This is a genomic window from Acidimicrobiia bacterium, assembly GCA_040880805.1.
Classification (GTDB): domain Bacteria; phylum Actinomycetota; class Acidimicrobiia; order IMCC26256; family DASPTH01; genus DASPTH01.
The window spans coordinates 1-16,573 of the sequence record JBBDHW010000031.1 but is presented as its reverse complement, the minus strand read 5'-3'; the positions used below and the strand labels follow the sequence as shown (position 1 = coordinate 16,573).

Below are 16,573 nucleotides of genomic sequence, written 5' to 3'. Positions count from 1 at the left end.
GTCGCCGGCGCGCTCACGACGGCGGTGCGCGACGGCGACGAGTGGGTGGTGAACGGCTCGAAGATCTGGACGACCGGTGCGTGGTTCTCCGACTACGGCCTCTGCCTGCTGCGCACCAACTGGGACGTGCCCAAGCACCGCGGTCTCAGCGTGTTCATCATCAAGATCCACCAGCCCAACATCGAGCTGCACCGGATCGAGATGATCAACGGCTCGCGCGAGTTCTGCCAGGAGTTCATGACCGACGTACGCGTGCCCGACACCGACCGCATCGGCGAGGTCGACCACGGCTGGACTGTCGGCACCCGGTGGATGTTCCACGAGCGCAACGCGCTGGGAGGCGGGTCGCCCTACGTGAGCGGTCCGCAGATGCGGTACGGAGGCAGGTCGAACCGCGACCCGATGGTGGAGCTCGCCCGCGCGACCGGTCGCCTCGACGACCCCCGCGCGCGTGACCTGATCGGCGAGTCCCGCGCGCTGTCTCGCGCGGGCGCGGAGCTGTCGCGCCGCATCGCCGAAGGAATGGGCGCGGGTGTGTTCCCCGACACGACGGCTGCAATTGCCCGCCTCATGAGCTCGGTCGTGTCGGTGCGCAACACCAACATCTCGCTCGAGCTGGCCGGACCTGGCGCGGTGGCGACGGGGGGCGATCCCGGCGGCGGCGCCGGCATGCACTACCTGATGCGGCAGACCGCGTGCATCGGTGGCGGCACCACCGAGATGGCGCGCAACAACGTCAGCGAGCGCGTCCTCGGCATGCCGCGGGAGATGACCCACGACCGCAACCTGGCGTTCCGGGACGTCCCCAAGGGCCCACCCGGAAACTGACGCGAGCGGAGCTGCTGATGGACGAATTGGTGGTCGAGGAACGCGGCGCCGTCCGCGTGTTGCGTATCAACCGGCCCGAGGCGCGCAACGCCCTCAACCCGGCGGTGATCGCGGGGATCGGTCGCGGGCTCGATGCTGCGGACGCGGATTCCGACGTGCGCGCGGTGGTGATCACCGGCACCGGCGACCGCGTGTTCTGCGCGGGTATGGACCTGCGGAACTTCGCCGAAGGCGGCGACCAACCGAGCGATGCCGAGGGGTCCGCCGCGTATGTCCGCTTCCTGCGCGAAGGGATCGAGAAGCCCGTGGTGGGAGCGGCGAACGCGACGGCCGTCGCCGGAGGGTTCGAGCTCCTCCTCGCGTGCGATCTCGTCGTTGCGTCCGAGCACGCGGTGTTCGGACTTCCCGAGGTCAAACGAGGACTGTTTCCCGCGGGTGGCGGTGTCCAACTCGGGCGACGGCTCCCGCTCGCGGTCGCGCTCGAGCTCGGGCTCACCGGCGACACCATCGACGCGCCGCGTGCGCTCGCGTTGGGTCTCGTGAACCGGGTCGTTCCGCCGGATCAGGTGCTCGACGAGGCGATCGCGCTCGCCGCGCGCATCGCGGAGAACGGCCCGCTCGCGGTGCGGGCCACCAAGAAGTTGATGCGCGACGCGCTCGATGTCTCCCGCGACGAGATCTGGGATCGTCAGCAGGCGCTGTCCTCCGAGGTGTTCGCGAGCGAAGACGCGAAGGAAGGCGCGAGGGCGTTCATCGAGAAGCGTGCCCCCAACTGGACCGGCCGCTAGCGGGCGGGCGGTCCGTGAACGACTTCGGAATCTTCGCGGTGGCCGAACGCGACCCCGGTCGTCGCGCGCTCGTGGATCCGTCGGGTCAGGAAGCGAGCTACGGCGAGCTCGTCGCAGGAATGAACGCCTTCGCGCGCGGTCTGCGCAGCCTCGGCCTCTCCTCCGGAGACACCGTGGCGGTCGTGCTGGGGAACTCGCGGGAGCTCCTCGAGCTCTACGGCGCGGCGGTGCAGACCGGGCTGACCTTCGTCGCGCTCAACTGGCACCTCGGTGTCGACGAGCTCGCGTACATCCTCACCGACTCGGGCGCGAAGGTGGTCGTCGCCCACGAGCGGTTCGCCGACGTGGCTCGCGGTGCCGCCGAGCTCGCGGGCATCCCTCTGCCGGCACGGTTCGCGGTTGGTGACACGCCCGGTTTCCGTCCGCTCGCCGAACTCGTCGCTGGGCAACCGGTCGCGGCGCTCGGGTCGCGGCAAGCCGGACAGGTCATGTTCTACACGTCGGGGACCACCGGCCGGCCGAAGGGTGTTCGCAAGCGTCTGGCCGAGACCCCGGTCGACGAGATCGCGCTGATCACGGGGATCGGTCTTCGTGCGTCGTCGTTCGCGGCGATCGCGTCGACGCACCCGGAGCATCGCGTCGATCTGGTCTGTGGCCCCATGTACCACGCCGCTCCCATCGCCGGGGCGTGCGGCGCGCTCGACAACGGCGCGTTCCTCGTCATGGTCGACCACTGGACTCCCGAAGACTTCCTGGAGAAGGTCGAGCGGTACCGGGTGACCAACGTCAGCATGGTGCCCACGATGTTCCATCGCCTCCTGGCCTTGCCCGAGGAGACGCGTGCGAGAGCCGACGTGTCGCCGCTGCAAATGGTGAGCCACGCGGGCGCGCCGTGCCCGGTCGACGTCAAGCGCCGGATGATCGAGTGGTGGGGGCCGATCATCGTCGAGTCGTACTCGTCGACGGAGGGCGCGGGAACGACGGTCACGGCCGAGGAGTGGCTGCGCAAGCCCGGGACGGTGGGGCAGCCGTCGCCAGGGGTGGTGCTCCGAATCCTCGACGACGACGGCAACGACTGTGCGCCCGGTGCCCCCGGCCTTGTGTACGTCAGTCAGACCATGTGGCAGTTCGATTACCACAACGATCCCGGCAAGACCGCCGCGAACCGACGCGGCGACCTCTTCACCGTCGGTGACATCGGCTACGTCGACGACGACGGCTACCTCTTCCTCTGCGATCGTCAGGCCGACGTGATCATCTCGGGTGGTGTGAACGTCTACCCGGCCGAGGTGGAAGCCACGTTGTTGACGCACCCCGCGGTCGTCGACGCGGCCGTAGTGGGCGCGCCGAGCGACGAGTGGGGCGAGGAGGTCACGGCGGTCGTCGAGATGAACGTCAGCACGGGGACCGTGCCGGGACACGAGCTGGCGCAGGACCTCATCGAGTTCTGCCGCGCGCGGCTCGCGCACTACAAGTGCCCGCGCGCGGTCGACTTCGTGGACTCGCTCGGCCGCGACCCCAACGGCAAGCTCCGCAAGAAGGCCATCCGCGACCGTTATTGGGAAGGCCGCGACCGGAAGATCTGAGGGACCCATGCCCAACGTGGAGACTGCTCGAGGCCCGATCGACACGGCCGACCTCGGCCAGGTGCTCATGCACGAGCACGTGTTCATCCTGAGCCACGAGTTCATCGTCAACTATCCCGACGTCGACGGCTTCGACGCGGACCGCGACGTGGCCGCGGCTGTCGCCCGGATGAACGAACTCGTCGACGCGGGCGTCAGCACGATCGTCGACCTCACGGTGACCGGGATCGGCCGCGATGTCGCGCTCGTCAAGCGCGTCGCCGACCAGACCGCGCTCAACATCGTGGTCGCGACGGGTCATTACACCTTCAACGAGCTTCCCCTCTTCATCGAGGTACGCGCCCGTTTCGGTGGTGAGGCGCTGGCCGACATGCTCGCCGGTTGGTTCGTCGGCGACATCACCGAGGGCATCGCCCACACTGGTGTGAAGGCGGGAATCCTCAAGTGCGCGACCGACCATCCCGGGGTGACCCCGGGCGTCGAGGACGTGCTGCGCGCGGTGGCGCGCGCGCACCGCGCGACGGGTGTTCCGATCTCGACGCACACCGAGGCGGCCACCCACCGCGGGCTCGAGCAGCAGAAGGTGTTGGAGTCGGAGGGCGTCGACCTGTCGCGTGTCGTCATCGGCCACAGCGGCGACACCGCCGATCTCGAATACCTCGAGGAGCTGCTTTCGCGTGGCTCGTACCTGGGCATGGACCGGTTCGGGCTGTACGGGATCCTCTCGTTCGAGGATCGCGTGCGCACGATCGTCGCGCTCTGCGAGAAGGACCACGTCGATCGCCTCGTGCTGTCGCACGACGCGGCCTGCTACAACGACTGGTTCCCGACTGGCAGCGTTCCCGGTGGCGAGTGGCACTACTGCCACATCTCCCGCGACGTGGTCCCGGCACTGCGAGCCGCCGGGCTCGGCGACGCGGAGCTGACGACCATGCTCGTCGACAATCCGCGGCGACTGTTCGACAAGCAAGGGGCGTACTGACGTGTCGCACGATCCGATGCAGGGTGCCAGGATCCTGGCCGGTCAGCGAACCCGGCGGCCTGCCAGCGCGAGGAGGCGCTCTTGGGCATCGGCGTCGGGCGGTGCCGGGACCTCGTAGCCGTAGAGACCTGGGCCCCGGGCCTCGTCGGTGACCATCGCCATCGCCTTGGTGGCCGTGGCGACGAGATCATCTGGGAGCCGCTCGTCACCACCAACCGCTCGCGCGACGTCCCACGTGTGGATGACAAGGTCACGCATCAGGCCGTCGACGACGAGGAACAACGGGACGGAGTTCCCGCCGACTGTCACGGCTTCGACAACCGATGCTTCGTCGAGCCACTCGGCCGCGCTCGAGCGTTCGTGACGCCAAGCTCCGAGAACGTCACCCTCCACCGGCTGGCCGAACACGGCGAAGAAGTCCCCTCCGTCGAGGGCCGCGCGCAGCGCCCGCAAGTTGGTGACCAGGTGCGCGACCACGTCCTGCGCCGTCCATCCTTCACACGGCGAAGGTGACGACCACGTCTCGCTCGACGCCGCGCTGACCCGGCTGTCGAACAGATCCAACGCCTGGAGAAACGCGTCCCGCGACTCCTTCGACAACGGCATCGCCACATCTTGCTCGGCCGCTCTTGCGAACCGCAACGAGCGATCGTTGACCCCTCGTCTCGATACGAGGATCTGAGCCGAGAGAAGCAGGGTGGTCGTTTCACTCGAGGCGTGTGTGCGGCGACGCTCCTGACGGCGTACCGTCGGGTTGCAGGCGCCCGGATGAAGGAGGATGGGGATGGATCTCGGACTGAATGGCAAGGTCGCCGCGGTCACCGGTGGGACTCGCGGCATCGGTCGGGCAACTGTGCTCGCGCTTGCGCGCGAAGGCGCCCGGGTGGCGTTTTGCGCGCGCGACGAGGAAGCGGTGCGACTCGTCGAGAAGGAGGTGGCTGCGGACGGCGGCACGTGTCTCGCCCTGCGGGTAGACCTCGCCGACAGGTCGGCGGCCGACGAGTTCATCACCAAGACCGTGGACGCGTTCGGTGAGCTCGACATCCTCGTGGCCGCGGCCGGTATCCACAAGATCAAGGAGTTTGCCGACCTGACTGACGCGGAGTGGGACGAGACCTTCGAGGTGAATTTCTTTGCTCCGATGCGCGTGTGCCGTGCCGCGATCCCGCACATGCAGCGGAAGCAGTCGGGGCACATCGTGATCGTGTCCGCAGGCTCGATACACAAGCCGTCCATCGGACCGGACGTGCACCCGCACTACACCGCGTCGAAGGCTGCGCTCGCGAACCTCGCCAAGTTCCTGTCGAAGCAGTACGGCCCCGACAACATCATCGTGAACACGGTCCTGCCTGGTTACAGCATCCGCGACGAGATCCGGGAACTCTGGGCAAGCGAGGCCGAGGCCGCGGGGCTCTCAGTCGAGGAACACTTCGTAGGAATGGCAACCGAGATCGGGTACGTGCCCGCGATGCGGCGGGCAGGAACGCCTGAGGAGTTCGCCACGGTCATCACGTTCATCGTGTCGGACGCGAACAGCTTCATGTCCGGCGTCGAGCTCGCGATCGACGGAGCCGGACTCGACGTGTGAGTACTCGTCGTTGGGACGGTCACGCGGTCGGAACGCCGAGAAGTCCGGTGAAGGGAGGCGCGCGTGGACACTGCGCTGCGAGTGATCGACGCCGACGGTCACACGTTGGAGCCGTCTGACTGGATCGTCCGCTACTTGGACCCGAAGTTTCGGCACCGGATCCAGTCGGAGCCGGACGGCCAGGTGCTCGTCGACGGGCAGGAGGTCATGCGCCATCCACCCCGCACGCTGGAAGCGTTGCGCTTCACGCCCGACCTGATCCTCGAGCGATTCGGCGAGATCGCGGAGGCCGGGTTCAGCGCGATGGCGGTGGTCGACGCGATGGACGTGGAAGGTATCGACGTCTCGGTGATCTACGGGCCGCTGTACCAATGCTGGATCGAAGGCATGGACCCAGAGCTCGCGGCCGCGATTGCACGCGCATACAGCCGCTGGCTCGCCGAATACATGGCCGAGTCCGGTGGACGAATCGTGGGGGCGGCACCGATCCCGCTGCACGACGTCGTCTTGGCCCTGAAGGAAGTCGAGTACGACTACCACGAGCTCGGCATCCGGGCGTTCTGGACGCGGCCGAACCCGGTGCGCGGTCGGATGCTCGGCCACCGCGACTTCGACCCCTTCTACGAAGCACTCGAAGACCTGAACGTTCCGTTGTCGTTCCACGAAGGTTCGGGCTCGCTCATGCAGAACATCGGCAGCGAGCGCTTCATGGACACGTGGTTCGAACAGCACGTGTGCGTGCACCCGATGGAACAGCAGATGGCGATGTTGTCGCTCATCGTGCAGGGTGTCCTCGAGCGGCACCCGAGCCTTCGGGTCGCGTTCATGGAAGCGGGCTCGGCGTGGGCGCCGTCGTGGCTCCATCGGATGGACGAGCACGCCGAGCTGGTGGGGTGGAACGACGCTCCGGACCTGTCGCTCGAGCCGTCCGAGTACTTCAAGCGTCAATGCTTCATCTCGTGCGAACCCGACGAGGACCTGCTGTACCAGGTGGTCGACGCGCTCGGCCACGAGAACGTCTTGTTCGCGAGCGACTTCCCGCATCCCGATGCCAAGTACCCGACCGCGGTGAAGCAGTTCCTCGAGCTCCCGAAGGTGTCGACCGAGGTGAAGGCGCAGATCCTCTGGGACAACGCGCTGCGGTTCTACGGCTTCGACGAGGACGCGTTGCCGAAGGCGGGCGCGTCAGCCGGACGGCAATGACGGCCGAGCTCGCGATCCGCGGCGGTACCGTCGTCGACGGCACGGGCGCACCCGGGTTCGTCGGTGACGTCGCGATCGAGGGTGGTCGCATCACCGAGATCGGCCCGGACCTGCACGGCTACCGCGAGCTCGACGCGACCGGCGCGATCGTCGCGCCCGGGTTCATCGACATCCACACGCACTACGACGCGCAGGTGCTCTGGGACTCTGCCCTCACGCCCTCGTGCTGGCACGGCGTGACGACCGTGATCGCCGGCAACTGTGGCTTCAGCCTCGCTCCGTGTCGCCCGCAGCAGCGCGAACTCCTGGCGCGCACGTTGGAGCACGTCGAGGCCATGAGCCTCGACGCGCTCCACGCCGGGATCTCGTGGGACTTCGAGACGTTCCCGGAGTACCTCGCGGCCGTGCGGCGGCGCGGGACGCTCTTGAACTTCGGTGCCTTCGTCGGGCACACCGCAGTTCGGCTGTTCGTGATGGGCGACGAGGCCTACGAGCGCGCGGCGACGGAATCGGAGGTCAACGCCATGCAAGCCGTCGTGGCCGACGCGCTCGAGTCGGGCGCGATCGGCTTCTCGACCAGTCTCAACCCGGCGCACCAAGGGGCCGAGGGGCGCCCGGTGCCCTCACGGTTCGCGGACGCGGCCGAGGTCAGAGCTTTGCTCGAGGTGCCGTGCCGAGCCGGACGCGGTGTCGTGCAGATCCTCCCGGGTGAGGGGGTCACGCTCGACGACGTGTTCGACGCCGCTCCCGATCTCGAGTGCCCGATCGTGTTCAGTGAGGTGCTGACCCGTGCCGACGGCGAGCATCAACGGCGTCTCGAGCGGTTGTTGTCGGTCCGTCGTCACGGTGCCGACAACCTCTGGGGCCTCATGGCAGTGCACCCGATCGTGTTCCGGTTCCATCTGCGCGACCCGTTCCCGTTCGACATGCTGCCCGAGTTCGCTCGCCTGCACGCGCGTCCTGCGCGGGAGCGCGTGACGTGTTACTCGGATCCCGAATGGCGTCGGGTCGTGCAGGAAGAGCTCGATCGGCGTGCCGGCTACCGATGGGATGCCATGTACTTCGAGGAGACGTCACGCACCGAGCTCGTCGGCCGTACGGTCGCCGACGTCGCCGCCGAACGATCGATGTCGCCGATCGACACGATGTTCACGACCGCGCTCGACGAGGATCTTGCGACGCGGTTCCGGGTGGTGATCCTCAACGACGACCGGCAGGGCATCGACGCGCTCCTGCAATCCGAGGGCTTGCTGGTCGGCTTGTCCGACGCCGGCGCTCATGCGACGCAATTGTGCGATGCGGGCTTTGCGGCCACGCTGCTCGGGACGTTCGTGCGCGAGCGTTGCGCGCTCTCCGTGGAGGAGGGTGTCTACAAGCTCACCGGTCAACCCGCCGCCGCGTTCGGCATTCCTGGTCGCGGAATCCTGCAACCTGGCTTTGCAGCCGACATCGCCGTGTTCGATCCCGTCACCGTCGATCCCGGCCCGCTCCGGCGGGTGTGGGACTTCCCGGCCGACTCCGATCGCCTCGTGGCCGACCAGCCCGAAGGCATCGTGCACGTGGTGGTGAACGGCACGGTCATCCGTGAGAGCGGGCACTCGGTGGAGGCGGCCACCCTCGATCGCTACCCAGGCGAGCCGATCGCTCCCGCGCGGGCACCTTGAAGATCGGACTCGGTTGAAAAACGGTCGGCGGTACCGCTCGATGGCGTCAACCGCTGCCCGGCAGATCGGGGGAAATCGCCATAGCGCTACGCGGGGAGGTCGAGGAAGCGCGCCAGGTTGTCGCGCATCACTGTCTTGACCTGATCCTCCGAGAAGTTCTTGAGCTGGCCGAGGTACATCTGCGGCTCGGGAAGACCCTCACCGTGCGGGAAGTCGGACCCGAACACGATCGGCTCGATGCCCACGGATTCCACAACGCGGTCGACGTTCTCTTCGGGGAACGGTGCCACGAAGCAGTGTTGCTTGAAGTAGTCGCTCGGTCGCATGGTGAGCTTGCCCCACGTGGCGCGCCGGCCCATGAGGAACGCGTGGTCGAGCTTGCGGATCGTGTACGGCGCCCACACCGTGCCCTGCTCGGAGAGGAGCAGCTGCATCTTCGGGAACCGTGCGAACCAACCTTGGAGGATTGCCGCGCCCACGGTCTCGTACGCCGGCCGGTCGCCGTAGTAGAAGACCCACTGGAACGCGTCCATGTCGCCGAGCATTACCTCTTCTTCGTTCCATTCGAGGCCATGGGCTCCGTAGCGGGTGACCGTTGCCAGGTGGGTGCAGAGCTTGATGCCGGCTTCGCTGCAGATCGACCAGAAGCGGTCGTTGTCGGGGCGGAACGGCGACGTGTGCATCGACGGGCCGCTCGAGGTCTGGATGACCTTCGGAACCTCGATCTTCATGATGTCTTCGAGTTGGTGCAACGCGGCGTCGGCATCGGCGAACGAGATGAACGGCGGCGTGAAGAGACGGTTCTCGTAGTTGTATCCCCACTCGGTGCCGAGGTAGCGGTTCAACGCGACGAGGTTGGCGTAGAGGCCGTCGAAGTCGTCTTCGAACTCCACCTCGGTGCCGGGGAGCGTGGCGTAGTTCACCGCGCACTCGATGCCCTGCGAGTCCATCACCGTGATGCGGTCGGCGGGATTGTCGAGGAACTCCTGCATGGCGCGGTACTTCTTGGCGAATTCCTTGCGACCCTCGGCGTCGAGGTCTTTCAGCGGGTTGAGGCGGTTGAGCAGCGACCCGGGGATGACCTGGCCGCCCTCCTCGTCGGAGGCGCCGAGGTCTTTCACGCCGAACTCCTCGAGTTGCTCGTTCGATCCGACCACCTGGAAGTTCTTGAACGTGAAGCGCGCGGGCCGGCCGTTGTAGAGCATCTGCCGGCGGTCACCCTTGCCGCCCGGCGACATGCGGATCGCCATGTCCTTCTTGTCCAGGTCGATGTACTTCTCGTACGCCCCGAAGGAGGGTGTGGAATGCTCGTCGGCGTCGTTGATGAGGTAGGGAAGCGTCTGGGTCCCGGACTGGGTCGCGGTCATGCCAGAAGTAGTCATTGGGTCTCCTCGTCTGCCAGGGAGCCCTGGCCTTGCCCGGGACCGTACCACTGTGTTGTACTCAGCACAACTTCCTGGGAAGGCGCGCCGTGCAACTCCAGTTGAGTGACGACCAAGAGCTCCTGCGCGAGACGACGGCGCGCTTCGTCGAGCAGGAATCGCCCCTCACTCGAGTGCGCGAGCTGATCGACGACCCGATGGGATTCGACCCGGGTTGGCTGCGCGCTGGTGCCGGCCTGGGTTGGTTCGCGATGTTCGTCCCCGAAGAGCACGGCGGCGGCTGCGTGAGCGGCAAGCCGCTCGTCGACGCGGCGATCATCGCCGAGGAGCTCGGCCGGACGGTCCAGCCCGGTCCCTTCCTCGCCACGAATATCGTCGCGTTCGCCCTTGCCGATGCGGGGTCACCCGAACAGTGCGCGGAGGTGCTGCCCGCGCTGGCGTCAGGTGAAGCAATCGGCACGTGGGCACTCGCCGATGGCGCGGGCACGTGGAACGACGGCGGCATCGCGGCGACGCGCAACGGACCCGGTTTCTCCCTCTCGGGCACACGCGGCTTCGTGCAGGACGCGCAGTCGGCCGACTGGTTCCTCGTCGCCGCGTCGATCGACGGCCAACCAGCACAGTTCCTCGTGCCACGATCAGCGAGCGGCGTCGCGGTCACGCCCTTGGTGAGCTTCGACCTCGCTCGGCGCTTGGGGACGGTCACCTTCGACGGCGTCGCGGCCGACAAGGCGGCGCTCGTGGGCGAACCGTCCGGTGCGACCGCGCAGATGGATCGCCAGCTCGACGTTGCACTCGCATTGCAATGCGCCGAGACCGTCGGTGCGCTCGACGTGATGTTCGACATGACGTTGCAGTACTCGAAGGATCGGATCGCGTTCGGTCGGCCGATCGGTTCGTTCCAAGCGCTGAAGCACATCATGGCGGATCTCGCGCTGTACCTGGAGACGTGCAAGGCGGGCGCGGTTGCCGCGTCGATCGCGGTCGACGCCCGCACCGACGACGCGTCCGAGGTCGCGAGCATGACGAAGGCGTACGTCGGCGACGTGTCCGTCGACATCGCGCAGGAGTGCCTGCAGATCCACGGGGGGATCGGCTACACGTGGGAGCACGACCTACATCTGTACATGCGCCGAGTGAGCGTCAACAACGCGCTCTACGGAACTCCCGCCGGACACCGCGAACGCGTCTGTGTCATCCACGGGTTGTAGGGAGTACACGATGACCACCGACGTCGATCTCGATCAGTACCGCACGGAAGCCGCGCGCTGGCTGGCCGACAACGTGTCGCGGCGCGACGCGAGCTCGTATCGCGGCGCGCGTGGAGGAGGCGAGGAATCGCCGGAGTTCATCGCCGAGCAGCGCGCGCTCCAACACAAGCTCTTCGACGCCGGCTACGCGGGTATTGCGTGGCCGGTTGAGTTCGGAGGAGCCGGTCTCACCAACGCGCACCAACGGGTCTTCAACGAGGAGGCGTCCGGCTACGCGCTCCCGATCCTGCTCGGCGTCACGCTCGGGATGATCGGCCCGACGGTGCTGATGTACGGGACCGACGAACAGAAGCGCGCGTGGATCCCGAAGATGCTGTCGGGGGAGGAGATCTGGGTCCAGTTCCTGTCGGAGCCCGGCGCCGGATCGGACCTGGCCGGGGTCCGCACCCGCGCGACGCGCGACGGCGACACCTGGGTCATCAACGGCTCGAAGGTGTGGAGCACCGGCGCGATGTACTCCGACGTGGGCATGTGCCTGGCGCGCACCGATTGGGACGTGCCGAAGCATCGCGGCCTCACCTGGTTCCGTGTCCCGATCGCGGCCGACGGCGTCACGGTGCGCCCGATCCGCGAGATCAACGGCGGCGCGGAGTTCTGCGAGGAGTTCCTCGACGACGTCGTCGTACCGGACGACCACGCGATCGGTGAGATCAACGGCGGCTGGCCCATCGCCAACACGCTGCTGGCGTTGGAACGGGGTGCCGCTGGGGGTGCCGGTGCCGGGATGATGGCGTCCCGGCGGCGCCGGCTCGCCCCCGATCTCGTCGCGCTGGCACGCGAGGCCGGCACGGAAGGCGATGCGCGCGTCCGGCAGGAGATCGCGCGCGCACACATCAACGACTACATGCACGGGCAGCTGGCGCAACGAGTGGTCGCGTCGATCGCGAACGGCACGCTCGACATGTCGGGAGCGTCCATGATCAAGCTCGGGAGCGGCATCTACAACCCGCTCCGCGCGCGCATCGGCATGGAGATCGGGGGAGCGGCCGCGATCGCGTGGGACACGGACGACGCAGAAGGAAACGACACCGCGACCACCTACCTCAACGGGCGGATCATGTCGATCGCCGGTGGCAGCAATCAGATCCAGCGCAACCTGATCGGTGAACGGCTGCTCGGCCTGCCGCGCGAGCCTTCGTTCGACACCGACAAGCCCTTCAACGAAGTGCTCCGCGACGCGCAGATGTGGGGTGAGTAGTAACTGCGGACGTCTGGCGCACGCGGCGACGAACGAGCGGAGCGAGTCGAGTCGCTCGCCAGCGAGCGATCGACCGCGAGCCGCGTATCTCAGCTCGCAGGGAGCGAGCGAATCATCTGGTGAGCACCCGCAGGCCTCGTTGACGGCCGATGAGGGCGACCGAGGCATCGACGATGTCACTGGTGGCGCTGACCCCGCAGAGCTGGCCAACCGAACGAGCTGCGAGATCGTCGAGCGGTACGACTTCGCACAACGGAGACCCGAGGAGCCGGGCCAGGCGCGCCTGTCGATGCCCATCACGCCAGGTTTGCGCCACAACCCCGGCAGGTACCACGAGCGGATCGTGATGCTCCAAGGCTCGGGCGACGATCGCGACGACGCGCCGGTCGTTGCGCTCGAACCCGACCAAGACGCCGGCATCCAGCACCGCGCCGCTCATCGGCCGAGCGCGCGATCAGCTGCCTTGCGTTCGCGGGCGGTGAGGGGACCTCCCGTCTCTGTGAGCATTTCGTCGAGCAACGCCGCGAGGTCATCCAATTTGGCTTGCTCTTCCAGGGCCTTCGCGACGTATGCGCTGACGCTTGGCGCCCTTCCTTCCGCGACTGCCCGACGGGCCTGATCGACAAGCTCTGCCGGCAGACTGACAGCGATCTTCGTGGTGGTCATACCGCTGATCATACCATTCGGACGACTAGCCCCTTGTGAGGAGCACGGCGCCGGCGAAGGGACCCACCGCGGTCGACCACACCGAGACGTCGGCACCCTCGACCTGCCGCTCGCCGCATTCACCGCGCAGCTGACGCGTCGCTTCGATGCAGAAGTTGGCACCGTGCCGTCGCCCGACGTTGCAGGCGCCGCCGTCCGTGTTCACGGGAAGGGAGCCCCCGAGGCGCGTATTGCCGGCCTCGACGAAGGGGCCCGCGCCTCCCGGTGGGCAGAACCCGAGCGCCTCGAGCCACTGGAAGGTGATCACCGAGAAGCCGTCGTAGAGATGCGCAGTGTCGACGTCGCTCGGCTCCAAGTCCGTACGCGACCAAAGAGACCTTGCGGACTCGGCGGGCGCGGTGCGCACCATGTCCTCGAGGATCTCGAAGTTCAGGTCGCGAATCGCGGTGAGCGCGTACGACTCGACGAGCACCACCGGCTTCTGCAGGTCGCGCGCGCGTTCTTCGGTGGTGAAGATTACGGCGGCGCCGGAATCGACCGGGTAGTCGCAGTCGAGGATGCGCAGCGGCTTCGACACATAGCGCGACGCCAGGTACTCGTCCATCGTGAGCGGATCGCGGAAGATCGCGTCGTCGTTCAGCGACGCGTGGTACCGCTGGGCGATCACATGGTGGCCGAACTGCTCCTCGGTGGTGCCGAACTCGGCCATGTGCCGCTGGGTGAGCAAGCCGGCCCACTGCGTGGGGTTACCGGCGCCGAAGGGCGAGAGGAACTGACGATCGCCGGCCGCGGCCGCAAAGTACGAAGCGACCATCGGGTTGCCGCGCGCCGCGGTTCCGGCCGCCATCGACGCACCGCTCGGCTGCTGCTGGATCATCCGGAGCGCGAGCGCGGTGTGGCAGAAGCCCGACGCCACGGCAGCGATCGCCGAGAGCGCCGAGTACGCGAACGCGGGGACCATCAATCCCGACGCCCACCAGTTGAGCGGTTCGATGCCCAGCATCCACGCGTCGTTCAGTGGCTCGGTACCGACCGACGTGATGCCGTCGATGTCGCGCACGGTGAGCCCGCTGTCGGCGAGCGAGGCCATGGTGGCCTGGATCATGAGCTCGTCGGGCGAGAGCCCGGTGTTGCGTCCGACGGTGGAGTAGCCGACCCCCACGATGGCGACGCGATTCCCCGTGACCATTCGTCTCCCTTCTCGCTAGCCGCGCGCCGGGCGGAACAGCGGCAGCGTGAGCTCGGACGACATCTCCACGAACGCGACCTCGAGCGGCAAGCCGCCCTCGAGCTCCTCCTCCGGGCAGTCGATCACTTGCGACATGAACATCAGCCGCGGCTGCTCGACGAGCTCGACTGTCGCGAGCGTGTACGGGATCTTGTCGACCCAGAACGGGTGGAACGGCTGGGTCGCGATCGTCCAGCTGTACAGCGTCGCCTTGCCCGACACCCGCTCGCCCGCGAGATCGCGCGACTGGCAGAACCGACAGATCGTCTTCGGGTAGTGGATGTAGTGGCCGCAGGTCTGGCAGCGCTGGATGCAGAGCTCGTGACGCGCCACGCCGTCCCAGAAGAACTGGGTCAACTCGTCCGGCACCGGCATCGGGGGTTTGGCAGACGGCTCGGTCGACGACATTCCTCTGACCTCCGGTACTCGTCAGCGCGTGAGGAGGAGGCAACCGGCGATCGGGCCGCCGCCCACGGACACCGCGGCAACCTCGGCCCCTTCGACCTGGCGCTCACCGGCCTCGCCGCGCAGCTGCAGGCATGCCTCGTGCAGCACCCAGTATCCGTGCATGCGTCCCGCGGAAAGCTGACCGCCGTAGGTGTTGAGCGGGAGGTCGCCGCCGAGCGCGATCCGCGTGCCCCTCTCGACGAACGGGCCGCTCTCACCGGTGCCGCAGAACCCGAGCGCCTCGAGCCACGCGAACGTGAGGAACGTGAACCCGTCGTAGAGCTCGGCGATGTCGACGTCGGCCGGCGTGAGGTCGGTCTTGCTCCAGAGGTCGGCGGCCGCGTCGATCGACGCCATCTTCGGGTAGTCGGGACGCTGGTCCCACCCGCCTTGCCCGCGCGAACCGCCCATTGACTCCACGCGCACGGGCGGGTTCGGGCAGTCGGCTCCGTACTGAGCCGACGAGACCACGATCGCGATCGAGCCGTCTATGGGAACGTCGCAGTCGAGCAGCCCGAACGGATCGGAAACCGGCCGCGCGCCCAGGTAGTCGTCCATCGTCATCGGCTCGCGGTACACCGCGCGCTCGTTGAAGGCCGCGTTGCGTCGGCTGTTGACAGCGAGCGCGCCGAACTGCTCCTTCGTGGTGCCGTAGAGGTACATGTGGCGCTGCGCGTGCATGGCGAGCCAGTTCGCGGCGGAGTACGCGCCGTACGTGAGGAGCGGCGCCATGTCGCCCATCACGTTGACCATGCCCTCGGCGCCCTCGCCGCCTCCGCCCGCTCGCCGCGCGCTCGGCCGCGGCCGTGGCGGCGCGGGGGCATCGCCTCCGCTTGGCGGCAGGATCGAGCCGCCCATCATCTTGACCGTGCGGTACACCAACACGTGCCGGGCGTCGCCGTTCGCGACGGCGAGGAACGCCCCCATCACGGGCGCCAACAAGCCTCCCGTTCCGACCATGGCGACCGACCCGACGCGACCGCCGACGTGCTGCTCGACCTCTTCGGGTGGGGTGTCGCCCATCGTCGCGATGCCGTCGATGTCCTCGGGGCGCAAGCCGGCGTCGGCGATCGCCGCCGTCGCCGATTCGGTTGTGAGATCGAGGTGGCTGATGTCGGTCTTGCGGCCGACGCGCGAGATCCCGATCCCCGAGATGATCGCCTGCTTCTCCGGGGCGTCGGGCATGGGCGGACGTTAGCGCTCGCTACTTGGTCGGCGCGCGACACATCGCTCTATTGTTCGCCGCGTGACCGAGCCCGCCGTCGAATCCGACCAGACCCCGCGCATGCTCCCGCAGCTCACTCCGCAGAACCGCCACTTCTGGACGGGGGGCGCGAACGGGGAGCTGTTGATCCTGCGCTGCCGCGGGTGCGGGCGATGGGTGCATCCGCCCGCGTCTGTCTGCCCCACTGGCGACGGCGGCGAGCTCGTGCCCGAGGCCACGAGTGGCAAGGGGACCGTGTTCACGTTCACGATCAACCGCCACCCGTACAACCCTGCCGTGCCGCTGCCCTACGTGATCGCGATCGTCGAACTGCCGGAACAGAAGGGGCTGCGGTTCACGACCAACATCGTGAACTGCGCGCCCGAAGACGTGACGATCGGGATGCGGGTGCGCGTGCTCTTCGAGCAGTACGACGAGATCCACGTGCCGGTGTTCGAGCCGGACGCCTCGTAGCGGACACCATCACGCGGTGACGGGTGGTGCGCGGTTTCGTCGGTGGTTGCGGACGTGGAGTGGT

17 protein-coding genes are annotated in these 16,573 nt (G+C 67.7%); 10 read left to right on the top strand and 7 right to left on the bottom strand.

Going from position 1 to position 16,573, the window contains the following annotated elements:
* The 4 genes from WD271_08030 to WD271_08015 form a co-directional block, all read left to right on the top strand.
* The coding region (locus tag WD271_08030) for an acyl-CoA dehydrogenase family protein (GenBank protein ID MEX1007781.1) at positions 1–828 on the top strand (828 nt) is incomplete at its 5' end.
* 17 nt (positions 829–845) lie between these two features.
* Entirely contained in the window at positions 846–1,616 is a 771-nt protein-coding gene (locus WD271_08025; protein MEX1007780.1) for a crotonase/enoyl-CoA hydratase family protein, read from the top strand.
* A 14-nt stretch (positions 1,617–1,630) separates the two neighbouring features.
* Positions 1,631–3,202 carry an AMP-binding protein gene (locus WD271_08020; GenBank protein MEX1007779.1) on the top strand — a complete coding sequence of 524 codons (1,572 nt, stop codon included), beginning with the start codon at positions 1,631–1,633 and terminating at the stop codon, positions 3,200–3,202.
* A 7-nt stretch (positions 3,203–3,209) separates the two neighbouring features.
* The gene (locus tag WD271_08015) at positions 3,210–4,184 is read left to right on the top strand and encodes a phosphotriesterase-related protein (GenBank protein ID MEX1007778.1); all 975 of its coding nucleotides are present in this window, start codon (positions 3,210–3,212) and stop codon (positions 4,182–4,184) included.
* A 42-nt stretch (positions 4,185–4,226) separates the two neighbouring features.
* Here WD271_08015 and WD271_08010 read toward each other — a convergent pair whose 3' ends face one another.
* Positions 4,227–4,790, bottom strand: a complete 564-nt coding sequence (locus WD271_08010) for a TIGR03086 family metal-binding protein (GenBank protein ID MEX1007777.1) — start codon at positions 4,788–4,790, stop codon at positions 4,227–4,229.
* 178 nt (positions 4,791–4,968) lie between these two features.
* Here WD271_08010 and WD271_08005 point away from each other — a divergent pair, with 178 nt between their 5' ends.
* The 3 genes from WD271_08005 to WD271_07995 all read left to right on the top strand — a co-directional run bounded on the left by WD271_08005 (position 4,969) and on the right by WD271_07995 (position 8,639).
* Positions 4,969–5,772: an SDR family NAD(P)-dependent oxidoreductase gene (locus WD271_08005; protein MEX1007776.1), complete on the top strand. Its 804-nt coding sequence runs from the start codon at positions 4,969–4,971 to the stop codon at positions 5,770–5,772.
* 63 nt (positions 5,773–5,835) lie between these two features.
* Entirely contained in the window at positions 5,836–6,975 is a 1,140-nt protein-coding gene (locus WD271_08000; protein MEX1007775.1) for an amidohydrolase family protein, read from the top strand.
* The gene (locus WD271_07995; GenBank protein MEX1007774.1) at positions 6,972–8,639 is read left to right on the top strand and encodes an amidohydrolase family protein; all 1,668 of its coding nucleotides are present in this window, start codon (positions 6,972–6,974) and stop codon (positions 8,637–8,639) included. Before WD271_08000 ends, WD271_07995 begins: the two co-directional genes overlap by 4 nt.
* A gap of 86 nt (positions 8,640–8,725) precedes the next feature.
* Here WD271_07995 and WD271_07990 read toward each other — a convergent pair whose 3' ends face one another.
* Positions 8,726–10,021 carry an amidohydrolase family protein gene (locus WD271_07990; protein ID MEX1007773.1) on the bottom strand — a complete coding sequence of 432 codons (1,296 nt, stop codon included), beginning with the start codon at positions 10,019–10,021 and terminating at the stop codon, positions 8,726–8,728.
* A gap of 89 nt (positions 10,022–10,110) precedes the next feature.
* Here WD271_07990 and WD271_07985 point away from each other — a divergent pair, with 89 nt between their 5' ends.
* Positions 10,111–11,232, top strand: coding sequence for an acyl-CoA dehydrogenase family protein (locus WD271_07985; GenBank protein ID MEX1007772.1), 1,122 nt, complete (start codon positions 10,111–10,113; stop codon positions 11,230–11,232).
* 10 nt (positions 11,233–11,242) lie between these two features.
* Positions 11,243–12,490: an acyl-CoA dehydrogenase family protein gene (locus WD271_07980; protein MEX1007771.1), complete on the top strand. Its 1,248-nt coding sequence runs from the start codon at positions 11,243–11,245 to the stop codon at positions 12,488–12,490.
* A 112-nt stretch (positions 12,491–12,602) separates the two neighbouring features.
* Here WD271_07980 and WD271_07975 read toward each other — a convergent pair whose 3' ends face one another.
* The 5 genes from WD271_07975 to WD271_07955 are packed head-to-tail and all read right to left on the bottom strand — an operon-like array spanning position 12,603 to position 16,016.
* On the bottom strand, positions 12,603–12,929 hold the full coding sequence (locus WD271_07975; protein MEX1007770.1) for a PIN domain nuclease: 327 nt from the start codon (positions 12,927–12,929) through the stop codon (positions 12,603–12,605).
* Positions 12,926–13,156, bottom strand: coding sequence for a toxin-antitoxin system antitoxin subunit (locus WD271_07970; protein ID MEX1007769.1), 231 nt, complete (start codon positions 13,154–13,156; stop codon positions 12,926–12,928). The genes WD271_07975 and WD271_07970 overlap by 4 nt, the downstream gene beginning before the upstream one ends.
* A gap of 25 nt (positions 13,157–13,181) precedes the next feature.
* A complete protein-coding gene (locus WD271_07965) occupies positions 13,182–14,345 on the bottom strand; it encodes a thiolase family protein (GenBank protein MEX1007768.1) in 1,164 nt (387 codons plus the stop codon).
* 15 nt (positions 14,346–14,360) lie between these two features.
* On the bottom strand, positions 14,361–14,792 hold the full coding sequence (locus WD271_07960) for an OB-fold domain-containing protein (protein MEX1007767.1): 432 nt from the start codon (positions 14,790–14,792) through the stop codon (positions 14,361–14,363).
* A 21-nt stretch (positions 14,793–14,813) separates the two neighbouring features.
* Positions 14,814–16,016, bottom strand: coding sequence for a thiolase family protein (locus tag WD271_07955; GenBank protein ID MEX1007766.1), 1,203 nt, complete (start codon positions 16,014–16,016; stop codon positions 14,814–14,816).
* 61 nt (positions 16,017–16,077) lie between these two features.
* Between WD271_07955 and WD271_07950 the strand changes: the two genes are divergently transcribed.
* The gene (locus WD271_07950; GenBank protein MEX1007765.1) at positions 16,078–16,509 is read left to right on the top strand and encodes an OB-fold domain-containing protein; all 432 of its coding nucleotides are present in this window, start codon (positions 16,078–16,080) and stop codon (positions 16,507–16,509) included.
* The last annotated feature ends 64 nt before the right edge of the window (positions 16,510–16,573 follow it).

Bases quoted from the DNA above. Each gene is read 5' to 3' on its own strand.
- WD271_07975 (MEX1007770.1), bottom strand. From the start codon at position 12,929: ATGAGCGGCGCGGTGCTGGATGCCGGCGTCTTGGTCGGGTTCGAGCGC.
- WD271_07980 (MEX1007771.1), top strand. From the start codon at position 11,243: ATGACCACCGACGTCGATCTCGATCAGTACCGCACGGAAGCCGCGCGC.
- WD271_07995 (MEX1007774.1), top strand. From the start codon at position 6,972: ATGACGGCCGAGCTCGCGATCCGCGGCGGTACCGTCGTCGACGGCACG.
- WD271_07965 (MEX1007768.1), bottom strand. From the start codon at position 14,345: ATGGTCACGGGGAATCGCGTCGCCATCGTGGGGGTCGGCTACTCCACC.
- WD271_07955 (MEX1007766.1), bottom strand. From the start codon at position 16,016: ATGCCCGACGCCCCGGAGAAGCAGGCGATCATCTCGGGGATCGGGATC.
- WD271_07990 (MEX1007773.1), bottom strand. From the start codon at position 10,021: ATGACTACTTCTGGCATGACCGCGACCCAGTCCGGGACCCAGACGCTT.
- WD271_07970 (MEX1007769.1), bottom strand. From the start codon at position 13,156: ATGACCACCACGAAGATCGCTGTCAGTCTGCCGGCAGAGCTTGTCGAT.
- WD271_07960 (MEX1007767.1), bottom strand. From the start codon at position 14,792: ATGTCGTCGACCGAGCCGTCTGCCAAACCCCCGATGCCGGTGCCGGAC.
- WD271_08025 (MEX1007780.1), top strand. From the start codon at position 846: ATGGACGAATTGGTGGTCGAGGAACGCGGCGCCGTCCGCGTGTTGCGT.
- WD271_08015 (MEX1007778.1), top strand. From the start codon at position 3,210: ATGCCCAACGTGGAGACTGCTCGAGGCCCGATCGACACGGCCGACCTC.
- WD271_08005 (MEX1007776.1), top strand. From the start codon at position 4,969: ATGGATCTCGGACTGAATGGCAAGGTCGCCGCGGTCACCGGTGGGACT.
- WD271_08010 (MEX1007777.1), bottom strand. From the start codon at position 4,790: ATGCCGTTGTCGAAGGAGTCGCGGGACGCGTTTCTCCAGGCGTTGGAT.